We start from the raw sequence: 22,190 nt of genomic DNA on the forward strand, positions 1-22,190 counted from the left end.
TATGGAAAACGAATTTTTTGAACAGCGAACCGATATGAGCAAGCTAAGCAAAGCGGTTGAGCAAATAAAGGCAACCCTTGCTACCATTATAGTTGGGCAGCATGATTCTATTGATCTGTTGGTTGCCGGTATTCTTGCCGACGGTCACATTTTGATTGAAGGTGTGCCCGGTGTAGCCAAAACGCTTACCGCCAAACTTATTTCAAAAGCTATCGACGCACAATATTCCCGCATCCAGTTCACACCTGATCTGATGCCTTCGGATATTTTGGGAACATCTGTTTTTAACCCTAAAAGCACGGAGTTTGAATTTAAGCGGGGACCAATATTCGGCAATATTATCCTGATAGATGAGATCAACCGTGCACCTGCAAAAACGCAGTCGGCATTGTTTGAGGTAATGGAGGAACGCCAGATAACCATTGATGGCCATAGCTACAAGATGCAGGAGCCATTTACCGTTTTGGCAACCCAAAACCCGGTTGAGCAGGAAGGAACTTACCGCTTACCAGAAGCCCAACTTGACAGGTTTTTATTTAAGATAGAGATCAAATACCCTACCCTTGAAGAAGAAATAGCTATTATCACCCGCCAGCATCAGCAAAAAACAACAGATCAGTTAAGTCACATTCAGCCGGTATTAACAGCGGCGGATATTATTGAGTTGCGCCAGCAAGTAAAAGCATTACATGTAGAAGCTAAACTTTTAGAGTTTACCGCTAAAATAGTTTTTGAAAGCCGTAACCATAAATCATTGTACCTGGGTGGTTCGCCGCGCGCATCGTTGGCAATGATCAATGCAGCAAAAGCACTGGCCGCCATCAGCGGGCGCGATTTTGTGACGCCCGAAGATATTATTTATGTAGCAGCCCCGGTGTTAAGGCACCGTATTATGCTTACGCCCGATAAAGAAATGGAAGGCGTTAGTCCGGATGACGTTATTGCACAAATCATCCAGAAAATTGAAGTACCCAGATAATACAGCTGCGTGAAAAAAATAGTCGGCCTGCTTTACAAAAATCTCTTTTTAACTAACCGCTTTTTTGCCGGACTGACCCTTTGTGTGGTTTTATTTTTACTGGCGTTCTTTTTCCCCTGGATGGGCATTATCCCAGAATTGGTTTTCTGGACGCTGCTTACGCTTATTTTAATTGACCTCCTTTTACTGTATAAAACAGCCAAAGGAGTATTTGCCAAAAGACACGCTCCCGAAAGGCTCAGCAACAGCGACGAGAACGACTTGGGTATTTATATAGAAAACTGGTATTCGTTTAATATAAACGTGGGTATCATCGATGAGATTCCCTTCCAGTTTCAAAAGCGAGATGTTTGGTTTAAAAGCACTCTTAAGCCGCGCGAACGTAAGCTTATAAACTATGTATTGCGCCCCACAAAACGCGGGGAATATGAGTTTGGCAATATCAGGGTATATGTAAAATCGCCATTGGGTTTTATAAGCCGGAGATACAATTTTGAGCAGACTGAGATGTTACCGGTATATCCCTCGTTTTTGCAGATGCGTAAGTACGAGTTGATGGCCATATCAAACCGGCTTACGGATATCGGTATAAAGAAAATGAGGCGGATTGGTCATAGCCTGGAATTTGAGCAGGTGAAAAATTATGTTGCCGGCGATGACTATCGTACCATCAACTGGAAAGCTACCGCAAGGCAAGGCAACCTCATGGTTAATTCCTATACCGATGAAAAATCGCAGCATGTGTACTGCGTAATTGATAAATCAAGGGCAATGAAAATGCCCTTTGAGGGATTGAGCCTCTTAGACTATGCTATAAACGCCAGCCTTGTACTATCAAACGTAGCTTTGCTTAAAGAGGATAAAGCGGGACTGATAACAGTAGCCGAGAAAATAGGCGCGGTAATACCTGCCGACAGGCGCCCCACGCAAATGAACAAGATCCTGGAGGTTTTATACAGGGAAAAAACACGCTACCTCGAAACCAATATGGAGTTGCTTTACAGCACCATTCGTGGTGTTATTAAGCAACGCAGCCTGGTAGTGTTCTTTACAAATTATGAAAGTTTGCCTGCCCTTGAACGTCAGCTGCCATTCCTTAAAAGAATAGCCCGATTTCATTTGTTGCTGGTAGTATTCTTCGAAAATACTGAGCTAAAAAAATTAAGTGAACAACCCGCTACCGATGTAGAAGGCATCTACATAAAAACTATAGCTGAGAAGTTTGCCTACGATAAAAAACTAATAGTTAAGGAACTTACCAAGTATGGTATTCAATCTATCTTAACATCTCCGCAAAACCTTACTATTAACACCATTAACAGATACCTGGAAATTAAAGCCCGGCAAAAGATATAGGGTTAAAGAGCCAAGAAGTAAGAATTAAGATAAACCTCGCTTTTAAATACCGGAAGCTTTAGTTAAGGTAAGCCGGAGGTTTATACCCTGTTACCCACGAGTCACGCTGCGCTAACCTCGCGGGAGTAGAAGGAATATCCGCATTTGTTCGAAACAAATAAAAATTCTGTCATTTCGACAAGGTACGAGGAGAAATCTTATACGGCATTCATTGAGGCTATGTATTTCGTTGAAGATTTCTCTTTCGCACCACACACCCGCACCCACCCCGCTCTATCGAAATGACAACCTTTCTTAATTCTTGACTCTCTTTCCTATCCTGCTTTAGGAAAGTTAACGCCGGCTGCTGTGAGGTCTTTAAATATCTTTTCCTGCAAGGCTATTTTAGCGGTTAAAAAGTTGGCTGGCTCAACCCATACGTTGATAGTGAAACGTATAGAATCTATCTCCATACCAATAATACCTACACGGGCTTCAGGGTCTGTCAGCAGGTTAGCGGTGGTTTTTATGGCGTTCTTTATAACCTCTTTTATCTTATCGGCATCGTTAGCATAAGCTACTTTTATTTCAAAGTCCAGGCGGCGTTTACCTTCGCGGGTTACATTTACTATCACCTCGTTAAATAACTTTCCGTTGGGGATAATTACCGTTTTATTATCGGCAGTTAGTAAAACGGTATAAAATATCTGGATAGATAAAACCCTGCCATCCTGACCTTGTGCCATGATACTATCATCCAGTTCAAATGGCTTTAGTAAGAGGATAAGTACGCCACCTGCAAAATTCTGGAACGTTCCCGAAAGGGCTAAACCTGCCGCAACACTAAATGCACCTATTATGGTAGTGAAGATGGTCATCTCCAAACCTACAATGTTCATTACCCAAATAATGAGTAATACGTAAAGTGTAGTAATAGAAAGACTTAAAAAGAAAGGTTGTAAGGAGGAGTGTACGCCCCTTTTGAGCATCCGGGTACGGAGGCGGTTTCGCATAAACCTAATTACCCAAAGGCCAATAAAAAATATGATAATTCCACCAATATATTTAGGGCCGTGGTCAATTAGCCAGTTGTGGAAATCTTTGTAGAAATCTTCTACCTTGTAAATACCGTTGTCTTTCATAAACTATGAAAGCAAAGGTAAAAATTTATTATTTACCGTAGATAGTGATAAAAAGCTCGGGGCCTTTAAACAGCAGCCAATCTACTATGGCGCTATGTAATTGTTTTGATTTGTGTGCTATTGTTTTCATTATACTGTGCTGTATTCAAATCCCATGCCTTAAAAGACGTGTTTTAAATTTGTTACGCAAAAATAAGTAATAGTGCCACAGCAAAATATAAAAATTAATCAAATGATTAATTAGTGACCATCCGTTTACGTTTAAATGACTGTTAGCCTGTATCAAAAACAAAATCCCTGTATGGAAAACCATACAGGGATTTGTTAAATATATAAACTGACTGTTAAAACGGTCAGAGGGAGATATTACATCATACCGCCCATGCCACCGCCGCCCATTGGTGGGCCAGCCGGAGCATCTTCAGGATCATCAGCCAATACAACTTCTGTTGTTAACAACATAGCTGCGATTGAAGCTGCGTTCTCTAATGCTACACGACCTACTTTAGTTGGATCGATAACACCAGCCGCAATTAGGTTTTCGTATTTATCGGTACGTGCATTGTAACCAAAGTCGGCAGTGCCTTCTTTAACTCTTTGCACAACTATAGAACCTTCAATACCTGCATTTTCGCAGATCTGACGTAAAGGCTCTTCAATAGCACGACGGATGATCTGGATACCAGTGTTTTCATCTTCGTTTTCGCCTTTAAGATCAGCCAAAGCAGCTACCGCGCGGATGAAGGCAACGCCACCACCTGCAACTATACCTTCTTCAACAGCCGCGCGGGTTGCATGTAAAGCATCGTCAACACGGTCTTTTTTCTCTTTCATTTCAACTTCTGTAGCAGCACCTACGTAAAGTACAGCAACACCACCAGATAATTTGGCTAAACGTTCCTGTAATTTTTCGCGGTCATAATCAGATGTAGTTGATTCGATCTGTGATTTGATCTGGCCAACACGACCTTTGATCTCATCTGCAGAACCAGCACCATTAATGATGGTAGTGTTATCTTTGTCGATAACGATTTTCTCAGCAGTACCTAAGTAAGTAAGATCAGCGTTCTCTAATTTGTAGCCTCTTTCTTCAGAGATTAAAGTACCGCCAGTAAGGATAGCGATATCCTCTAACATAGCTTTACGACGATCGCCAAAGCCTGGGGCTTTAACCGCAGCAACTTTCAGTGAACCGCGGATCTTGTTAACTACCAAAGTAGCTAATGCTTCGCCATCAAGGTCTTCAGCAATGATTAATAATGGTTTACCAGTTTGTACTTGTTTTTCAAGAATTGGAAGTAATTCCTTCATCGAAGAAATCTTTTTATCATAGATCAGGATGTAAGGGTTTTCCAATTCAACTTCCATTTTATCTGCATTGGTAACAAAGTATGGAGAAAGGTAACCACGGTCAAACTGCATACCTTCAACAGTTCTAACTTCGGTTTCAGTACCTTTAGCTTCTTCAACAGTGATAACACCATCTTTACCAACTTTTGCCATAGCTTCAGCAATTAACGAACCGATAACCTCATCGTTATTTGCAGAGATAGAAGCAACTTGTTTTATTTTGTTATTGTCTTCGCCAACAGTTTGTGATTGAGCTTTTAAATTCTCAACAACAGTTAAAACGGCTTTATCAATACCACGCTTTAAATCCATTGGGTTTGCACCGGCAGCTACGTTTTTGATACCTGCAGTTACAATAGCCTGTGCTAAAACGGTAGCAGTAGTAGTACCATCACCTGCAATATCAGCAGTTTTTGATGCAACTTCTTTAACCATTTGGGCACCCATGTTTTCTAAAGCATCTTTAAGTTCGATTTCTTTAGCAACAGTTACACCATCTTTTGTAATGATTGGTGAACCAAATTTTTTGTCAATAATTACGTTTCTGCCTTTAGGGCCTAATGTTACTTTAACCGCGTTGGCTAAAATATCAACACCGCGTTTTAGGGCGTCGCGTGCTTCAACATTGTATTTAACTTGTTTTGCCATGTTTTTTTTAGATTTTAGATCTGAGATTTGAGATGTGAGATAACTCCATTTCAAATTTCAAATCATTTTAATTTTTTAAGTTGTGATATAAGTATTTGAGCATAAGCTGTCTCAAATCTCATATCTAATATCTCACATCTATTTATTAAAGTACCGCGTAAATATCAGATTCGCGCATAATTAAATACTCTTTACCATCGTAAGTGATCTCGGTACCGGCATATTTACCATATAAAACCTGGTCGCCCACTTTTACTGTTAAAGGCTCATCTACTTTACCGTCGCCAACTGCAACGATAGTTCCACGCTGAGGTTTTTCTTTAGCTGTATCCGGGATAATAATTCCCGAAGCGGTCTTCTCTTCGGCAGCTGCAGCTTCTACAACCACTCTGTCGCCGATTGGTTTAATGTTTAATGACATAGTTATATCTGTTTTATTTTATTTAAGTTTCAGCAGCAAATGCTCATCAATTATGCCAAGCAAATACAATGGCTAAAATTGACAGGCTAAACTGTTGTAATGTCAGCAAAAGTATAATTTACTTTTTAGGCTTAACAAATTTTTAACCTGCCCGTGCCATCGTGTCAGTACGGCAATGTAAGCAAAAAGGGCTTTGGGAATTACCCAAAGCCCTTTTTATTCTTTATAAGTGTAAACTTATTTAGTTTTTTTAGGAGCAGGTGCAGATGGCAAGCTAAGCGGCGCAGGTGCGTTATTAGCCGGCTTTGATGCTTTTTCAATCATTTCACGCTGTTCGGCATTAACACCATTTGAGGTTAAGCCGCCTTTTGCTGCAACGTTAATTGCTAATGATAAAACCATTACGCCAACAGCCAGTATCCAGGTACCTTTTTCTAAAAAGTCGCCGGTTTTTTGCACACCCATTAACTGTGATGAACTTGAAAAATTTGATGACAAGCCGCCGCCCTTAGGGTTTTGGATCAATACGATAAGCCCTAACAGAGCACACACAATAATGGTAAGGATAATTAAAATGTACATTTCTTTATTTTATATTAATGCTATTAACTGGTTTTCTTTTCTAACTGTTCAATTTGGTGGGCAAAGTAACGGCTTTTTTCCGGGAATTTCAATATCAATTTTTTATATGTGGCAATTGCCTTATGATATAGCATCTGATCTGAATATATCTGTGCCAGTGTTTCGCTCACCAGGTCGTTCCTGTCTTCGGCACTTTTCTTGGCTTTGTTCTCATTATCCAGCTTATCCATAGCCGGCGGACGGATCTGCGGCTCTTCCTGGATGAACTTTTCAATGATAACATCTTCCTTGCGCTTTATCTCTGGAACATCCGGTTGTGGTGTTTTTTCGAGATCCTGCAGAGATTTATCATGAAAAATATTTTCAAAATATTGTTGCTGTAAAGCATCTGCGGCCTGGTCTTTTAACTCAGCAGCCAAGGCCGGTGCTGGTTGACTTTGAGCAGGTGCTACAAGTGGTGCCGAATATGGCTGGTATGTAGCGGCATATTCTTTACGGGTTTTATCAAGCCACCACATAAAGGTGTAGGGCATTTTTTCGTCATGATATTTTGATATATCAATACTTTCGGCCCCTCCAATTGTGTTTTGTGTAGCTACGATTTCGATTTGTGATGATGCAGGCTCGGGTTGTGCGCCTGAATCGTTCTTGTCGCTCCCGTTCTGATCGGCAATTGAATTATCGAACATAAAATAATCAGAGGCTGCAATATTACCAATGATCAATTTTTCTGTTTCGAAATTAATATCAGCCTCGTTATTTCTTGATTGCCTGGTTACTGTTTGTCCGGCAGCAGGCTCTTCAGCTTTTTGTGGTGTTGTTTCTTCGGGATGGCTACCGTTAAAGCTAATATTTTCAATCCCAACAATCTCATCAAAAACTTCGTCCTCAATATCTTCATTATTTGGGGGTGATGTGATGCCTTCGGGGGTGACACTTATTTCTTTGTCAATATTAGCAGATGCAACCGGCTCATCTTCAACCTTTATCGTATCTGCGCTTCCCTGCGGAATAACCACTTCTATCTCAGGTACAGGCGGTGGCAGATCTTCATGGGCAGGCAATAACTCTTCGTGAGGAGCAGCCGGTAATTCCAGTTCTGGAACAGGCGGCGGTAATTCTGCCTCAACAAATACCGGGGCAATTGCTTCGGGCTTGGTTATAAGATTTTCAGCCGCAATATTCTCTTGCTCCTCATCTACCCGTTGCTCATTTTCGGCCGCGATAGTTTCAGTAGCTGTTCCGCTATTAAAATAATTCTCGCCGGTATCTACTGCGGTATCCTGAAGGTGATTGCTTGAATAACCTTTTTTATAACCTGCAATTTGACCTGCAGATACTACGGGCAGACTATCGGCATCAGTAATTAACTTATGTAACAGGGTGGGGTTAAAATAAGCGGCAGCGTGTTTTACCTCTACAGCATTGCCATTAGTGGCGTGTGCAAACATTGCCCTGAGGATACCGCTTTGCGGAAACTCATACAGCAATTGCTGCAACTCGTACATGTACATTTGGCCATTGTCGGCAGGGTTAGCCAGCAATTCCCAAAATATTTCGTTCTGCCTGTTATTCAAATATTGATCCACGTGGTTGAAAGTACAAAATGCCTACCAATTAGAAAAGGCCCGGTTAAAAATATCGTCGTTTAGTTGTTTAATAATCCCCTGTATCAGGTTTTGTTCCTGTGGTGTTATATCGCCCCTGTAATTTGTGAATTTAGTAAAAGTTTCTTCAAAATTAAGTTTTTTGTCGGCATCGTAAACGAATTTCACCTTTACAGATATGGTTAGCCTGTTTGCATCGGCAATTGGCGCTACGTTGTTTGAAGTGGCCTCGATAGAAACCGGCGCTATGGTATACCCTACAATACTGCCCGACATCGTGGCATCGGCCTCGCCTCTTACAAGGCTTAAACTGGTTTGTGTACGGATCCTTTCCTTTAATGATTCGGTAAAAGTTTGGCTTAAATTGTTAACTACCAGCGCCGCGTTGTTTTCAAAAAACTGCACGTTAATGGTTTTTAAGCCCGGCGGTATCGACTGGTTTTTTAGCGTATAACATGATGAAAATAAACTTAAAGAAAAAACAATAACTACACCAAGCAATTTTTTCATCTATATAATTTGTTTTTTAAAGGTGATGAAGCCATCAACCTATAAATTTAGCTCTTTTATTTTTCTGTATAATGTACGCTCTGATATGCCCAGCTCATTGGCGGCCAGCTTGCGCTTGCCTTTGTGTTTCTTTAAAGCCTTACGTATCAAGTCCGATTCTTTTTCAATCAGCGACAGCGATTCTTCAACTTCCTCTGCCTCATGCGTAATATTATACGCATCTACATTGTTGTTGTTATTAACGTTGGTATTGTTATTATTGGTATTAACGGGCTGCTGTAAAGTAAATTGCGTTTCGGGATTACCGGGAAGTTCAATATCGCGGTATAGCTGGTTAATTGTTTGCGAATGATTGGCATAATTGGTTGATACACCGCCATGTTCAATAATATCGGCCACCAGTTTTTTCAATTCAACCATGTCGCGTTTCATATCAAACAGTACTTTGTACAGGATATCGCGCTCCGAGAAGTCTTCTTTATGCTGATTGTCCAAACGCATTGGCAAATTGCGGTTGCCCGTTTCATGCGGAATGTAAGTGAGCAGCGTTTGCGCGGTGATAATACGATCACGCTCCAGAACGGCCAATTGCTCGGCCATATTCTTAAGTTGCCTTACATTACCCGGCCATGTGTAATTAATTAACACCTGCTGTGCTTCTTCATCAAGTTGAATAGGCGGTGTGCGGTATTTATCGGTAAAATCTGAAGTGAATTTCCTGAAAAGCAGGTATACATCTTCTTTTCTATCGCGAAGGGGTGGTATCTTAAGCGGAACAGTATTCAGGCGATAATAAAGATCTTCCCTGAATTTGCCACTTTTAACCGCGTCATAAACATCAACATTAGTTGCTGCTATTACACGCACGTTCGTTTTCTCAACCTTTGACGAACCTACTTTTATGTACTGGCCAGATTCCAACACACGCAGCAACCTTGCCTGGGTACCCAGGGGCATTTCGGCAATTTCATCTAAAAATATAGTACCGCCGTTTACGGTTTCAAAATAACCTTTACGCTCGCCAACGGCGCCTGTATAGGCGCCCTTTTCGTGACCAAATAATTCTGAATCGATAGTACCTTCTGGTATAGCTCCGCAGTTAACCGCAATGAATGGCCCGTGTTTACGCGGACTCATCTGGTGGATAATATGCGAAAACACCTCTTTACCACTCCCACTTTCGCCGGTAATAAGTACAGAAATATCCGTAGGCGCCACTTGGTTGGCAATATTTATAGCCCGGTTAAGCAATGGCGAATTACCAATGATCCCGAAGCGTTGTTTTATTTCTTGTATTTCCATTTGTTCAATTTGAAAATTTGGCGATTTGAAAATTTGAAAATCACCTCATCTTCAAATTTTCAAATCTTCAAATTATTCTACTACCTTCCCTATCAATGTAGCCGATGTGCTTTTTTCAACAAGCACGTTAACATATTGGCCTGGCTTATAATTCTCTCCTACCGGGAAAATTACCATAGCATTTTGATCGCTGCGGCCGCAATAGTCTTTGTCTGATTTTTTGGAAAACCCTTCAATCAATACTTTTTCAACTTTACCTATCCGCGCTTGCATCCGGTAAAAAGAATATTCCTGTTGCTTGGCTACAATTTGTGTTAAGCGTTTTTGTTTTATTTCCTCAGGAATATCGTCGGCATAGCGTTTTGCGGCTAAAGTACCGGGGCGCTCGCTGTATTTAAACATGTAGGCAAAATCATATTTAACGTAATCCATCATTGATACGGTTTCGTCATGCTCTTCATCTGTTTCGCTGCAAAAACCGGTAATTACATCTGTTGATATAGCACAATCCTTAATGATACGGCGAATGGCGTCAATCCTGTCGATATACCAGGCACGGTCATACGTCCGGTTCATCATTTCCAGTATCCGGCTATTTCCCGATTGTACCGGCAGGTGTATATAGTTACAAATATTATCGTATTTGTTGATAGCGTAAAGCACATCATCAGTAATATCTTTAGGATGCGAGGTAGAGAATCTAACTCTGAGCTCGGGATTGATCAATGCTACCATTTCTAAAAGGTTGGCGAAGTTGGTAACAGGTGCGTCAGCCTTAGCCTCAGCCTCACCTAAATCCTCTCCAAGGGAGAGGACTTTATTGTCCTGCGATGCAGTATCTCCATCAAGCTCATTAGAACCCTCTCCATTGGAGGGGGCAGGGTGAGGCTGCTTCCATTTATACGAGTCAACATTTTGCCCCAGCAAAGTAACCTCGCGATAGCCTTTGTTAAACAGGTCTTCACACTCGGCCAGTATTGATTTGGGGTCGCGGCTGCGTTCGCGACCGCGGGTAAAGGGTACTACGCAAAACGAGCACATGTTATCGCAACCACGCATAATTGATACAAATGCGTTGATACCATTGCTATTTAACCGTACCGGGCTTATATCGGCATAAGTTTCCTCCCGTGATAACAGCACGTTAACGGCTTTCTGTCCGCTGTCAACCTGATCTATAAGGTTTGGCAGATCGCGGTATGCATCGGGGCCAACCACAACGTCAACCAGTTTCTCTTCTTCTAAAAATTTTGATTTCAGGCGTTCGGCCATACAACCCAAAACACCTACCACCAGGCCCGGATTTTTTACTTTCGAAATTGTAAATTCTTTAAGGCGGTTACGTACGCGCTGCTCCGCATTTTCACGAATAGAACAGGTGTTTATGAAAATAACATCTGCCAATGTATGGTCTGTAGTTGTTTCAAATCCTTGTTCTGATAATATAGAGGCAACTATTTCACTGTCGCTAAAGTTCATAGCGCAGCCATAGCTTTCAATATAAAGCTTACGCCCATTATTTTTACCCACAACAGGCTCCAAAACTAAAGCTTCGCCCTGTCTACTCTCATCATGCACCTTATCCGGAAGAACCAAATCCATCATCTATTTTAAAAATTAGTTCGCAAAAATAAACAAAATTTAAATACATAAGTGACATATTGGCAGTATTTAATATAGTTTATATTATCCGCCATTAATGTATCAGTAATAGCCATAAAAAAGCGGACAGCCCTTTTGAGAACTGCCCGCCTAAATTTTTCATTAAAAAATATTACGGTGCTATTGTAGCAGTAGCCGTGGTTGTATTTGTAATTTGCCATATAGCGGCACCGGGAGTAGGGAAGCTTACACCTTTTGTATTGCCCTTGGTAGCGGCATCTAAACCAAAGTAATAAAGCGGATGGCCTTTATAAACTAACTGGCTTTTTCCAAACACGGTAATGGTACTAAAATCGGCGGTATTAAAAACAGATGGTACGGTTCCAATAGCCGAAGCTTCTACAATTGGCCAGTTGGCGTCATGTACCGGATCGTTGTTGCTGAATTTATTGGTATTAGGCAAATCATGCGTAAACATATATACTGTACGGCCGTTTACGCCTGTTAGATTTGTGATGTGCCATCACCAGCGGTTCCTGTAGCCAGGTATTTTAGTCCATCGTTGCCTACCAACTGGCCTGCGGCCAGCATAACCGTATAATCCGCTTTAGCTACAAACCAGGTTTTGCCAACACCATCGCCATTGACATCGCCAGCTGCTTTATCATTTTGATAGTAGTACAACGGCCAGCCCTTGTAGGCAGTTTGTTTTGATCCATCGGTACGGGTTATAACTGTAAAATCTGTAGACGACAAGCCGGTGCCCAAAGTAGGGTTGGCTTTGTAAAACGGCATCCATACTACAGCGCAGCCGCCATCGCAGCTTGAGCCTGTACCTGAATCATCTGCAAAAAAGTAAAGCGAATTACCTGCATTGTCGGTTAATATGGTGGTAAATTTGGCGTTAGCGGTAAGCTGTACACCAGTTATTGCAACCGGCTTAGGCATAGTAGTTTGGTTATCATTTTTCTTGCTGCATGCAGCCACAAATAGCATTATGATAAATGTACTTGCCAGGATCACGTGATTTTTTGCTTTCATTTTGATTGATGTATAATGAGTAAAAATTTATTTGGTTTATACATCGATAACGACTTCAAATTGCCAGCGGTTGCTTTAAGCGAGGACTAATTATTCCAATAGGTTGTAATTGATTGATTATCAAATTACTAAATCAAGAAAAAAACAGTATCCCTTAACCACTTAAATCAATCTAAAGTGTTAAATTCCTGCTGATGCAAAAACAAAATAAACTTTAATACGCTGTAACATAATGTTAGTAACTTGCCGTTAGAGCTTTACGTTAAATACAGTCATCACAACAAAAAAAGCAAAGGGAATCCAATACATGCAGTTAAAGTTTTTAAAGCACAAGTGGCAAAAAGTAGTATTCAAATTTGTGCTGATTCCTGTGGTGGTGATTTTACTTTTGGCTATAGTTGTTAATCGGTATTGGTCGCCAATTTTGGCTAATAAGGTGCGCGATGTTGTTTTAACCAGTACAGACAGTTTGTACAAGGCAGATTTTACCGACGCCGAGTTACATGTGTTACAGGGTAAGATTGTTATTTATAACTTAAGCCTCATACCCGACACGGCTGTTTATAACCGGAAAAAGAAGCAGCACCTTGCCCCTAACAATCTTTTAGAGCTGCATGTTAAACGGCTTTCGTTATTGCATGTACATCCGTTTAGTCTTTATTTTAATCATAAGCTTAATATTGGGCAGGTTGTTTTAAACCAGCCTCAGCTCAATATCACCTATCAACGTAACCATACTAAGGATACTGTTGTAAAAGACCACCGCACTGCCTGGCAAAAAATTTCAAAGAGCCTGCAATCGGTTCATATTGGGCAAATACTTTTGAACGATGTAAAGTTTAAATATGAAGTTTATACCGGGCACAAAGTGGTGGTATCTGAACTGAAAGAGATGAATTTAACAGCCTCCGATCTGCTCATCGATTCGGCTACCCAAACAGATAAATCTCGCCTGCTGTATTGCAAGGACATTGTTACCGAACTAAACAATTATAGCGGTAAAACCACAAACGGCCTTTATTCTTACAAAATAAAATACCTCAAGCTTTCTACCCGAACTTCGCACCTAGATATTGAAGGTTTACACCTTGAGCCTGCAACAACAAACATATTCTTCAACAAAAGCCATAGCGACCGCTTTGGCATCGGGATAGATTCCTTGCAGCTCAACAACTTCGATTTTTTAAGTTACCATAAATACCGCACCATCACGGCATCAAGCCTGATACTTAATGGCGGCGATATCAACATCTTTACCAATCCCAACAAGATCAAAAATCCATCTTTAGATAAGGTAAATAGCTTCCCCAATATGATGGTGCGCAAGATAGATGCTGATATTAAGATAGATACCGTTCGGCTGCACCGTGTAAACATAGCTTATTCTGAATTTAACAATAAATCGAATAAAACGGGCAGCATCAGTTTTAACAATACCAGCGGTCATATCTATAACATTACCACCAATAAGGAGGCGATAGCGAAAAACAACATTACCGCCGTAAAGCTTACCACCTATTTTATGAATCGCGGCCGGCTTGATGTAGGCTTTAATTTTAACTTAACCGATGAAAATGCGGCCTTTTCCTACAAGGGCTCTTTAGGGGCAATGAACATGGGGGTGCTTAACCAGGCCACCATGCCATTGGCTATGGTAAAAATTACCTCAGGTACGGTAAAACAGTTTAATTTTGATATACAGGCAAACAGCAAAGTATTTAAAGGTAAGGTAACATTGCTGTACAATGATTTGAAGGTGGCGATCCTGAAGGCGGATACAGCTAACGATCGTTTTAAACGCCAATCGCTGATCTCTATATTTGCTAACCTGTTTGTTATAAAACACAACAACCCGGATAAGGATAATGAGGCCCCGCGCTCGGCCAATGTGGTTTATGTGCGGCCCAAAGACTCCCCGTTCTTTAAAACCATGTGGAAAACCCTTTTAGACGGAATTATGCCATGTGTTGGTCTTGATGCCAAAACGCAAAAGGCAACAGCACAAAAAATGGCCGAACACCGCAAGAACAAACAAAACCGCCTCGATAAGAAAGCCGAACGTAAAAAACGTAATGCAGAAAAAGAGCGGAAGAAGAAGGGTAAGAAGTAAGATTATTTGTAGCTGAATTTAATTCCTTTTTCTTTGACAATTTGCTTCAATCTTGCTATATCCTCTTTTAACTCAAAGCCATCTTTTGGCAAATAATGTATCCCCTTAACACCCGTACGCAATAAAAAATATTTTTCACGCTCAATCAACCGACTAATATATTGCCAATTACTTGTATTACTGAATGTATCGCCTTTTACTTCAATTTTGTCTTCATTAATCACATAAACTAATGGCTCCCTCAATGTGGCAACCCGTTTCATATTTCGTTTACTTGTCAAATAAAGGGCGCCAGGCAAAATAATAGCGAACCAAAGGATAAAATAATAAAGAATCCATTCCTGACTTCGCCAGGTAAATGAAATATCAGGGTAAGCGGCACCCTCCAGTATTATAAGCACAGCCAGCATAGTTATAAATAAGCGTGGTTTAAAGGTCATTTTTAAAACAATCTTAAAGTAAGTCTTAAAATCTATAGCACTGTGTATGGTAATATCTTGCATGAAAAATGTTATTGCAGTAATAATTTCAAATTGACGCCAAAATTGGTAAATGCCGTATTAAATGTTTGCGATGTATACGGCCGGGTAAGGTTTGAATCGTAAAACAGGTTAAGATTAAAGCGTTGGTTTATCACGTAATCAATAGATGGCCTTACGGTTATATTTTGTGCACCGGAAGATATTTCGGCCGCTTCTACATCCGCACGGTATATCAGCGTTTTGTTATCCCGCAACGAGAAGTCGACCTTGAAGTTCACATCTTTCGGACTGGTTTCCCCCTCGCTGAACCAGCCGAACGGGAAGTGGAAGTTTTTGGTATGATAACCAAAACCCAATACTATTATCCGCTCGTTTTGCTGTGCCAGCTGGCTGTTCAATAAACTTAAACTAAGCGAGCGGCTTTGGCGGTACTCTGCATTGGCGGTCATGCTATTTTTAAACCTTACACTGGCACCCAGCAACGGCACAAACTGTTCAAATATGGTAACCTGCGAAAACTGGTACAGCGGCAAAAAGTCGTTGTTTAAATCCTTTGCGCTCGATGCGCCGTTAGCCTCCTGGTATTGCAGCAGCGAGGTAAAACCATTCACGTTATATGACGACCGATAGCCGTGACTCAGATCAAACGAATCAAAAATATCTTGCAGGAACGGAATTTTACTTAAACCGTTGTAAGTAATTTGCCAGTTAGGGATAGGGATCTTAGGAAACTGCGACAAGTTACTGCTGGTAGCTTTTTTACCGGTATAAGCAGCCAAAAACGCAGGCACTAACACATTCTGCGAGTTTGGCCCATAACCGTCAACAAAGCCATTTGCATCCACAACTCCTGTGGAATTTGGATTTTGCGCTGCCAGTTTTTTGGATATAATAACCCGGTTATCTAACAAGGCCTGGAAAACCGGCGAAGTATTGTTTACTCCCGTTGATTTCTTAAATGCCGTACCAATCGTTAAAAACGAGATACTATAATTCCCCGTAGTTACCGGGCTCAGTGTTTCAATACTTTGTGTTGATTCCAGGTATTTAAAATTGGCCTGGTAATTATGATCCTGTGTTTTAAATGCAATCAGTTCTATCCGCAGATCCTTTATCGGTTCAATTATCCCCCTGAAATGCATATCCTCGTTAAGCGTGGTTACATACAATTGATTTTGCAAGGTATCAGACGTGATCCATCCCCGAGCTAAAGCTTTCGGTCGTATATCGGCCTGGCTGCCTAATAAGAATCCCAGGCCCGGCGCGCTGTACGCACCATCTTGCCCAAAAAAGCCAGATTGCGGCAAGTATCCCGGTAAAAATGTTCCTTGGGTACGGGTGTAAGTACCACTTAAATTTTTTATGCTGGTTAATAACCCTATAAAGAAACCACCGGCCCCGCTTTTTGAATTGGGGTTATTGGCTTTACGTATAAAAGGGAATTTATTATACAGGGCCGCCATATTAAGGGTTGGGTTTAACTGTATCGCCCTTGAATTCTGGATGCTGTTACCAACATCATACGACGGATCATTTATAGCGAAAAGCGGCTGTGTTTGCCAGTTAAAGTGCGTGCTGTAACGTGCAATAGCCGATACCCAATCCAGTCCAGGTATTTTGTTAAGTGGTAGCGTATAGTTAAGGTTGATGGTGTGGTTGTAATTGGTAGTACGGCCCAGCTTTTTGAGGTTATCCCAAAGGGTATCTCTTTTTAAACCGTTGATACGACCCGCAGGCTCATCAACTACCGATAGGTTGGTGGCATCGATATCAAGCTGTAACGATTTCGACAAATTCCACCCGATACCGTAAACCCTGGTTATATTAAAGTACTTGTTAAAGGTAGTTGTCGGTACAGGAATAAAGTTATTCGGGTCGTTATCGCGCAACGTATTTTCTGAATAAAAACGATCAAAGTTGATGCTGAAATTTAACCGCGACGGCAATATGCTAAAATTGATATCGCGCAGCAGGGCCAGCATATTACTCTTGATGATCTTAGCAAACGGATTATAATATTTAGGCTGATTGGTATAATTATAGGCCAGCGTTAGTCTATAGGTATGTTCCAGATCGCTTTGAGTTGTAAAATCATGATGGGTATATTCAGTAAAGGCATAACTGGCGTTCAGGTTTTCAACGTCCCAAATATGGTTTGGTGACGATGGGTTTGTTTTGGCTTTATGCACGTTGGTAAAGTTGATACTCCTGCGTAATGTATAATCAATAGCAGCATTCTTTATCGAGTCGCGTTCTTGCGAACTGGTAGCGGCAGCAAGCGAGGCCTTCAATTCAATATCCGGCGCGCCGGGGTCATATTGCGGCAAGCTCCGCTGCGATGACAGGTTTATATAAGCCGGGATATGGATGCCGCTTTTATCCGGGAAAAATTTACCCAGTTCGGCCGTTGCCGATATATCATAACTTTGGTCGTCGCTGCGGCTGCGGTCGTTTAACCGCGAATCCAGCGCACCAAACCCTACGGTAGTTTTACTGCCCGATACGGTGATGTCGGCAAAATCTGCAAGCTTGGCATCCAGCCGGGCTGTGGCTGCCCAACCACCGCGCTGGTCAAAATCGGTAAGCCGCAACTCATCAAACCAAACAGTACCAGATTTATCAAGCCCATCATCAACCACAGTCGACGCATTGCCTTTGTATGGGTTACGTACACCCAGCATAATGGTACGCAGCCTGCTTAAATCGGGCTGGCCTTTTATATAAACTACTTTATCGCCTTCAGTATATTTAAAAACCTCGTTATAGGGAACGTTGGAGTGATTGCGTTTTAATTTTGCACGGGTAAGCAAATCAAGCTCCAGATCAATTTCATTTACGGCGGGCCATATCGCATCCGGGTCGCGGGTGCCGGGCTGGGTAACTTTAAGCGGCACTCCGTACTCATAATAGTTATCCTGGTAATCCACACCTAAACGTATAAACGCATTCAGGTCGTTATCCTTCAACAGATCGCCTTCGGCATGAACAAACATCTGGATGCGTTTGTATGAACGCAGGTCATTATAAAACGTACGGAAAGCGGCCCTTGAATAACCATCACGCAGGCTTTTAACAGTTATCGACAACGATTGCTCATTTAACTTGGTATTAGTTTGCAGGTTATTGTAATTACGCTGACGCTCGATACCCGGCGGTACCACGTAAGGGATAGGCGTGCGGTTACCATTTTCTTCGATGTTTACAGCCTGTACATCAATTGATGAATTATCTATCGGCGGGTTGGTGATAACGGGATCGGCAATAACATTAAGCGGGTTCCGCTCCACATTAAATGCACGCCATTCGCCACGCACCAATTGCAGGGTAGCAAAACGTAAAATGGCAGTATCGGCAAAGTTTGTCATGAACATCCGCATAAAACGGATGGCTTTGAAATCCTGAATGTTACCAACTTTACTTTCATAATTTGTAATAGGAATACGGAACTGGTACCAATTTACCAGCTGGGTTGTGCCATTTGGCAGTTTTACCGATGCCGTAACTTTATCACTTATGTTATTTTGCCCAACAATCATATCAGCCGGACGAATGGAAACTTTATATTGAAAATAAGCATCCTCCTGGCTCATGTTATTGTCCCTATTAATATCCTCACCATCGGGCAATGAAGTTGATGCCGAATTTTGGATACCAAGTTCAGCTTGTGATTGTTCGGTTGTTTTTGAGTTGCCGTCGGTACCGTTATAGCGACTGTAACGGTCAAGGATACCTGCTTTGGCATCATCAAGCTGCTTGCCCTGGTAGTATTGATAATCATCAGATGACGGATCGGCAGAGAAAGCATTGGCGGCCTGCGCATTCAGCTGCCCTTTAACCTGGTTAACTATCGGCGCAAATTTAACCGCCTCGTCCTTGTCATTCAATCCATCCAAACCTACATCCTGTAACTTGCGCGAATCGGGATTGTTATCAAAAGCATTGATAACCGGTTGTAACCTCGATACCCTACCCCAGTTTGTTTCGTCAACCTGTGTAAGATCGCCGTTGATTGGCAGAGCATTTTCCAAACTCTTGCGACCATCCTTCAATATATCTTCAGAAATGCTGCCAAGGTTAAAATACAGATCGCCACCTGCCGAATTTGGTTTATAAATAAACGGATCAAGTACCCAAAACTCTATATATGATACATTTAGTGATTCAAAATCATTTGTTTCCAGTTTCCTGAACATACCACCCCAGCGTGCCTTTGGGTTTTGTAGTGTACCATCGTTATTAATACCATTGGCAGCATAGTTATAAGGCCCGCGAATGGTTGGGTAAAAGGCCATATTCAACGTGGCCAAACTCAATGGCTGCCCTGTAGTTGATTGTTTGTATGGAAATACCTCCTGCTCAATTACCTGCCGTACATAATGGTTAGACAGCTCGGTCTTTGAAACAGGCAGGGTGCCGGAATTGGTATAAAATATAGGGTCGATATTATAAAATGCAAGTCGAGCCCTGTTAAAGCCATAGCTGAGATCATTAAAAGAGCCCGATTCTGGAAAAAGCTGTGGCGTACCCGAAATTTGCCAGGCATTGGCACTTTTTATATCAATGATAGATTGGCTGTTCTCAAAATCGTCCAAATATGATGTCCCATTTTTTGACCCTGCAAAATTCAACGCACCGGGGCTGCCTGGCATCAGTTGCGCAAATTCGCCCGAAAAGGTAATTGACGAAGGTACCTTGGTATGAATGAATGGCAACTTATCAACCAACCGGGTAAGAAAACGGGAATCGGAACTATAATTGGCATCAAAACCCCAAATGGTATTTGATATGGATTCCTCGCCGGCAGTTTCGTTTTGTGTGATGGGTTGCTCTGTAAGGTGCATCAACGTAGCACCGAGTGACAATTTATCGTTAACGTGGTAATCAAATCGCGACCCATATAATGATTTTTGCTGAACCCCAAAAAGTTCATTATTCTCCAGTTTTACGCTGATGGGCTGGCCAGATGATAATAAAGCCTGGTTCAAGATCCTGATACGGCCCGCATTGTAGTCAACAGTATAATCAGTACCTTCTGTAAGTTTCACTTGCCCTGCGGTTACGTTTACAGAACCCTGCGGAATGTTCACCGCGTTAAGCTGATACTCCGAACCGCCTGTTGACGTATAGGTACCCTTTATCACATACCGGTTAAGCGCCGGAAAATATTGCTGCGCGATAGTTTTGGTAGAATCATACAACGGCTGGTAAACATACCGCTTCGCCAGATCGCCCTCACCAGCGGTGAATTTCTTTGCCAGGTCGGAGCCAAAAGGCTCAAGCACCGGAAAAACCACCCGCCCGTTTTGCGAGTCGATGGTGATCCCTTCCAAAAAGTCAAAATAGCCATCGGGCTGTTTATCGCTTTGTTGGTTGAGGTTATCAAGGCCCGTTAGCTGCAGCCATAGCTTGCCCTTTGTGTTTTGTCCCTCTTCCATTACCGTTTTTTCGATACCCGATTTATCATCAAGGCGGGTAACAGTCATTTTAAAATTTGTTGGCGCTATTTGAAAAGCCCCCAGCGAGTAGATGTTTTTCATCATCAGCTTCCAGGTGGGCAAATTGGTTTTCAGCAATTCGTTCTTCAGTAATTTCACAAACAGCACTTTTGGCGTGTTAGGGTCAACCGCTACATCACTGCTAAACTCACCCACCTGGTACTGTACGCCATTTACGGTATATTGATAGGCAACTGCCAGCACCTCATCGTTATTTAGCGGATAGTTTAGCGATATATAACCCAACTGCGAGTGCAAAGTATATTCCTTATCGGTAAGCTTACGGGCGTAGGTAAGTTTTGAATAGTTATCGGTAGCGCCTGTAGTTTGGAAATATTGTGCTACTGAGTTGGAATTTGTTGAGCGTGCATCCGGCGGTAAGTTATTTAACAGCGAGTTTGATTGCTGTGGAAAACCAGGTCCCTTAAAAGCTGCCGGCAAAGCACTGCCCCCACCCTGAATGAGTGCATTGTTTGGCTTATTCTCGCCTAAATCCAGAAAAGCCAATATATCTCTCGAATCGGTAGTTACGTTAGTGCGGTTTGTTGTCCAAACCTCAATTTTGGTAATGTTTATATTTGAACTGATGATGGGGATATTCGCCAGCGCTTTATCATAATTGTTACGAAAGTATTGCGACAGGAAAAAGTGCTTGTTGGCTTCATAATCGGCGGGTGTAAGCCTGAACTCTCCCTGCTGCGAGCCATTGGTTATAGTAATCGTTTTTGATTGCGAACGTTGCTGCGATAGAATACTTGTGATATCCAACCGGCCAAATTTCAGTTTGGTTTTTACCCCAAAGAGTGCCTGGCTACCGGTAATTAACGTGGTATTCAGCGGCATACTTACCGTACCTGCTTCTATCTTTTGAATAATTTCATCGGGCGAGCCGGTATAGTCCAGCTTTATCTGGTTCTCAAACTGAAATTGTGCATCGGTATTATAATTGGTGGTGATCTTCAACTTATCGCCTATGTTACCGGTAACATTCAGCTGGATCTTTTGGTCGAAATTAAAATTAAACTGACTGCGCTGCCGCGTATTAAACAACGGATTGGCGTTTTTATTTACCTGCCCAGCCAATATCATCTCCGCCGATCCCTGCGGACGGATATCGATAGTTTGACTACCAAAAATTTGCTCAAAGGTACGGCTGCGTACTTTTATTGCCGGTATAAAACCCGGCTGCTGCGAATCGTAAGCATAATCATCAGAAAGTTGTTTATAATATGAGCGCTGATTTGATCTTTCTTTCAGCTTTAGGTATTGTGCAAAGGTTAGGTATTGGGGTGCCCGGTAAAGTAAATTACCAACACGTTCGTATAAAATATACCGGTTCGATTCGGGGTCGTACTCAACGGTACGTACCAGATTCGGAGGGTCGGGATTGAAAATACCTTCCCTGAGCCTAACGTTTTTGGGTTGGGATAAGTTATTGGTTGCGTTGGTCTGGGTTGTGTCGTTCCTTTTTACCAGTGTTTTTTGTTGTGCGTATGCACCCTTCAACCCACCAAAAGCAAGCAAAAACAACACACTTATAATAATATTATAAGTAAATATTCTTATCAAAAGTCAAGTAGAATT

General features: G+C 41.8%; 15 protein-coding genes. 3 read left to right on the forward strand and 12 right to left on the reverse strand.

Features of this window, described 5'->3' with window-relative positions; genetic code table 11:
* Position 1 precedes the first annotated feature (1 nt).
* On the forward strand, positions 2–979 hold the full coding sequence (locus tag BLS59_RS25645) for an AAA family ATPase (protein WP_091154593.1): 978 nt from the start codon (positions 2–4) through the stop codon (positions 977–979).
* Positions 980–988: 9 nt separating this feature from the next.
* Entirely contained in the window at positions 989–2,335 is a 1,347-nt protein-coding gene (locus BLS59_RS25650) for a DUF58 domain-containing protein (RefSeq protein WP_091154597.1), read from the forward strand.
* Positions 2,336–2,649: 314 nt separating this feature from the next.
* On the opposite strand, the gene BLS59_RS25655 is transcribed toward BLS59_RS25650, so the two are convergent.
* From BLS59_RS25655 to BLS59_RS25700, 10 genes are all read right to left on the reverse strand, one after another.
* Positions 2,650–3,456 carry a mechanosensitive ion channel family protein gene (locus BLS59_RS25655; RefSeq protein ID WP_091154600.1) on the reverse strand — a complete coding sequence of 269 codons (807 nt, stop codon included), beginning with the start codon at positions 3,454–3,456 and terminating at the stop codon, positions 2,650–2,652.
* A gap of 366 nt (positions 3,457–3,822) precedes the next feature.
* A complete protein-coding gene (gene groL, locus BLS59_RS25660; protein ID WP_091154603.1) occupies positions 3,823–5,454 on the reverse strand; it encodes a chaperonin GroEL in 1,632 nt (543 codons plus the stop codon).
* 145 nt (positions 5,455–5,599) lie between these two features.
* A complete protein-coding gene (gene groES, locus BLS59_RS25665; protein ID WP_091154607.1) occupies positions 5,600–5,875 on the reverse strand; it encodes a co-chaperone GroES in 276 nt (91 codons plus the stop codon).
* Positions 5,876–6,112: 237 nt separating this feature from the next.
* Positions 6,113–6,457, reverse strand: a complete 345-nt coding sequence (secG, locus tag BLS59_RS25670) for a preprotein translocase subunit SecG (protein ID WP_091154609.1) — start codon at positions 6,455–6,457, stop codon at positions 6,113–6,115.
* A 23-nt stretch (positions 6,458–6,480) separates the two neighbouring features.
* Entirely contained in the window at positions 6,481–8,046 is a 1,566-nt protein-coding gene (locus BLS59_RS25675; RefSeq protein ID WP_091154612.1) for a hypothetical protein, read from the reverse strand.
* Positions 8,047–8,067: 21 nt separating this feature from the next.
* Positions 8,068–8,574 (reverse strand): LptE family protein, encoded by a 507-nt coding sequence (locus BLS59_RS25680; RefSeq protein ID WP_091154616.1) that lies wholly within the window; start codon positions 8,572–8,574, stop codon positions 8,068–8,070.
* A gap of 39 nt (positions 8,575–8,613) precedes the next feature.
* Positions 8,614–9,876: a sigma-54 interaction domain-containing protein gene (locus BLS59_RS25685; protein ID WP_091154619.1), complete on the reverse strand. Its 1,263-nt coding sequence runs from the start codon at positions 9,874–9,876 to the stop codon at positions 8,614–8,616.
* A gap of 72 nt (positions 9,877–9,948) precedes the next feature.
* A complete protein-coding gene (locus BLS59_RS25690) occupies positions 9,949–11,481 on the reverse strand; it encodes a MiaB/RimO family radical SAM methylthiotransferase (RefSeq protein ID WP_091154623.1) in 1,533 nt (510 codons plus the stop codon).
* 169 nt (positions 11,482–11,650) lie between these two features.
* Entirely contained in the window at positions 11,651–11,956 is a 306-nt protein-coding gene (locus tag BLS59_RS25695) for a COG4315 family predicted lipoprotein (RefSeq protein ID WP_091154626.1), read from the reverse strand.
* Between the two features lie 26 nt (positions 11,957–11,982).
* On the reverse strand, positions 11,983–12,519 hold the full coding sequence (locus tag BLS59_RS25700; RefSeq protein ID WP_091154630.1) for a COG4315 family predicted lipoprotein: 537 nt from the start codon (positions 12,517–12,519) through the stop codon (positions 11,983–11,985).
* Between the two features lie 307 nt (positions 12,520–12,826).
* On the opposite strand from BLS59_RS25700, the gene BLS59_RS25705 reads away from it, so the two are divergent.
* On the forward strand, positions 12,827–14,629 hold the full coding sequence (locus BLS59_RS25705) for an AsmA family protein (RefSeq protein ID WP_091154634.1): 1,803 nt from the start codon (positions 12,827–12,829) through the stop codon (positions 14,627–14,629).
* A 2-nt stretch (positions 14,630–14,631) separates the two neighbouring features.
* Here the strand turns inward: BLS59_RS25705 and BLS59_RS25710 are convergent, their stop codons facing one another.
* The gene (locus tag BLS59_RS25710) at positions 14,632–15,132 is read right to left on the reverse strand and encodes a YcxB family protein (RefSeq protein ID WP_091154637.1); all 501 of its coding nucleotides are present in this window, start codon (positions 15,130–15,132) and stop codon (positions 14,632–14,634) included.
* Positions 15,133–15,140: 8 nt separating this feature from the next.
* Entirely contained in the window at positions 15,141–22,175 is a 7,035-nt protein-coding gene (sov, locus tag BLS59_RS25715) for a T9SS outer membrane translocon Sov/SprA (protein ID WP_240315342.1), read from the reverse strand.
* Positions 22,176–22,190 lie beyond the last annotated feature (15 nt).

Origin of the sequence: Mucilaginibacter pineti (assembly GCF_900101875.1) — a bacterium.
Lineage (GTDB): Bacteria > Bacteroidota > Bacteroidia > Sphingobacteriales > Sphingobacteriaceae > Mucilaginibacter > Mucilaginibacter pineti.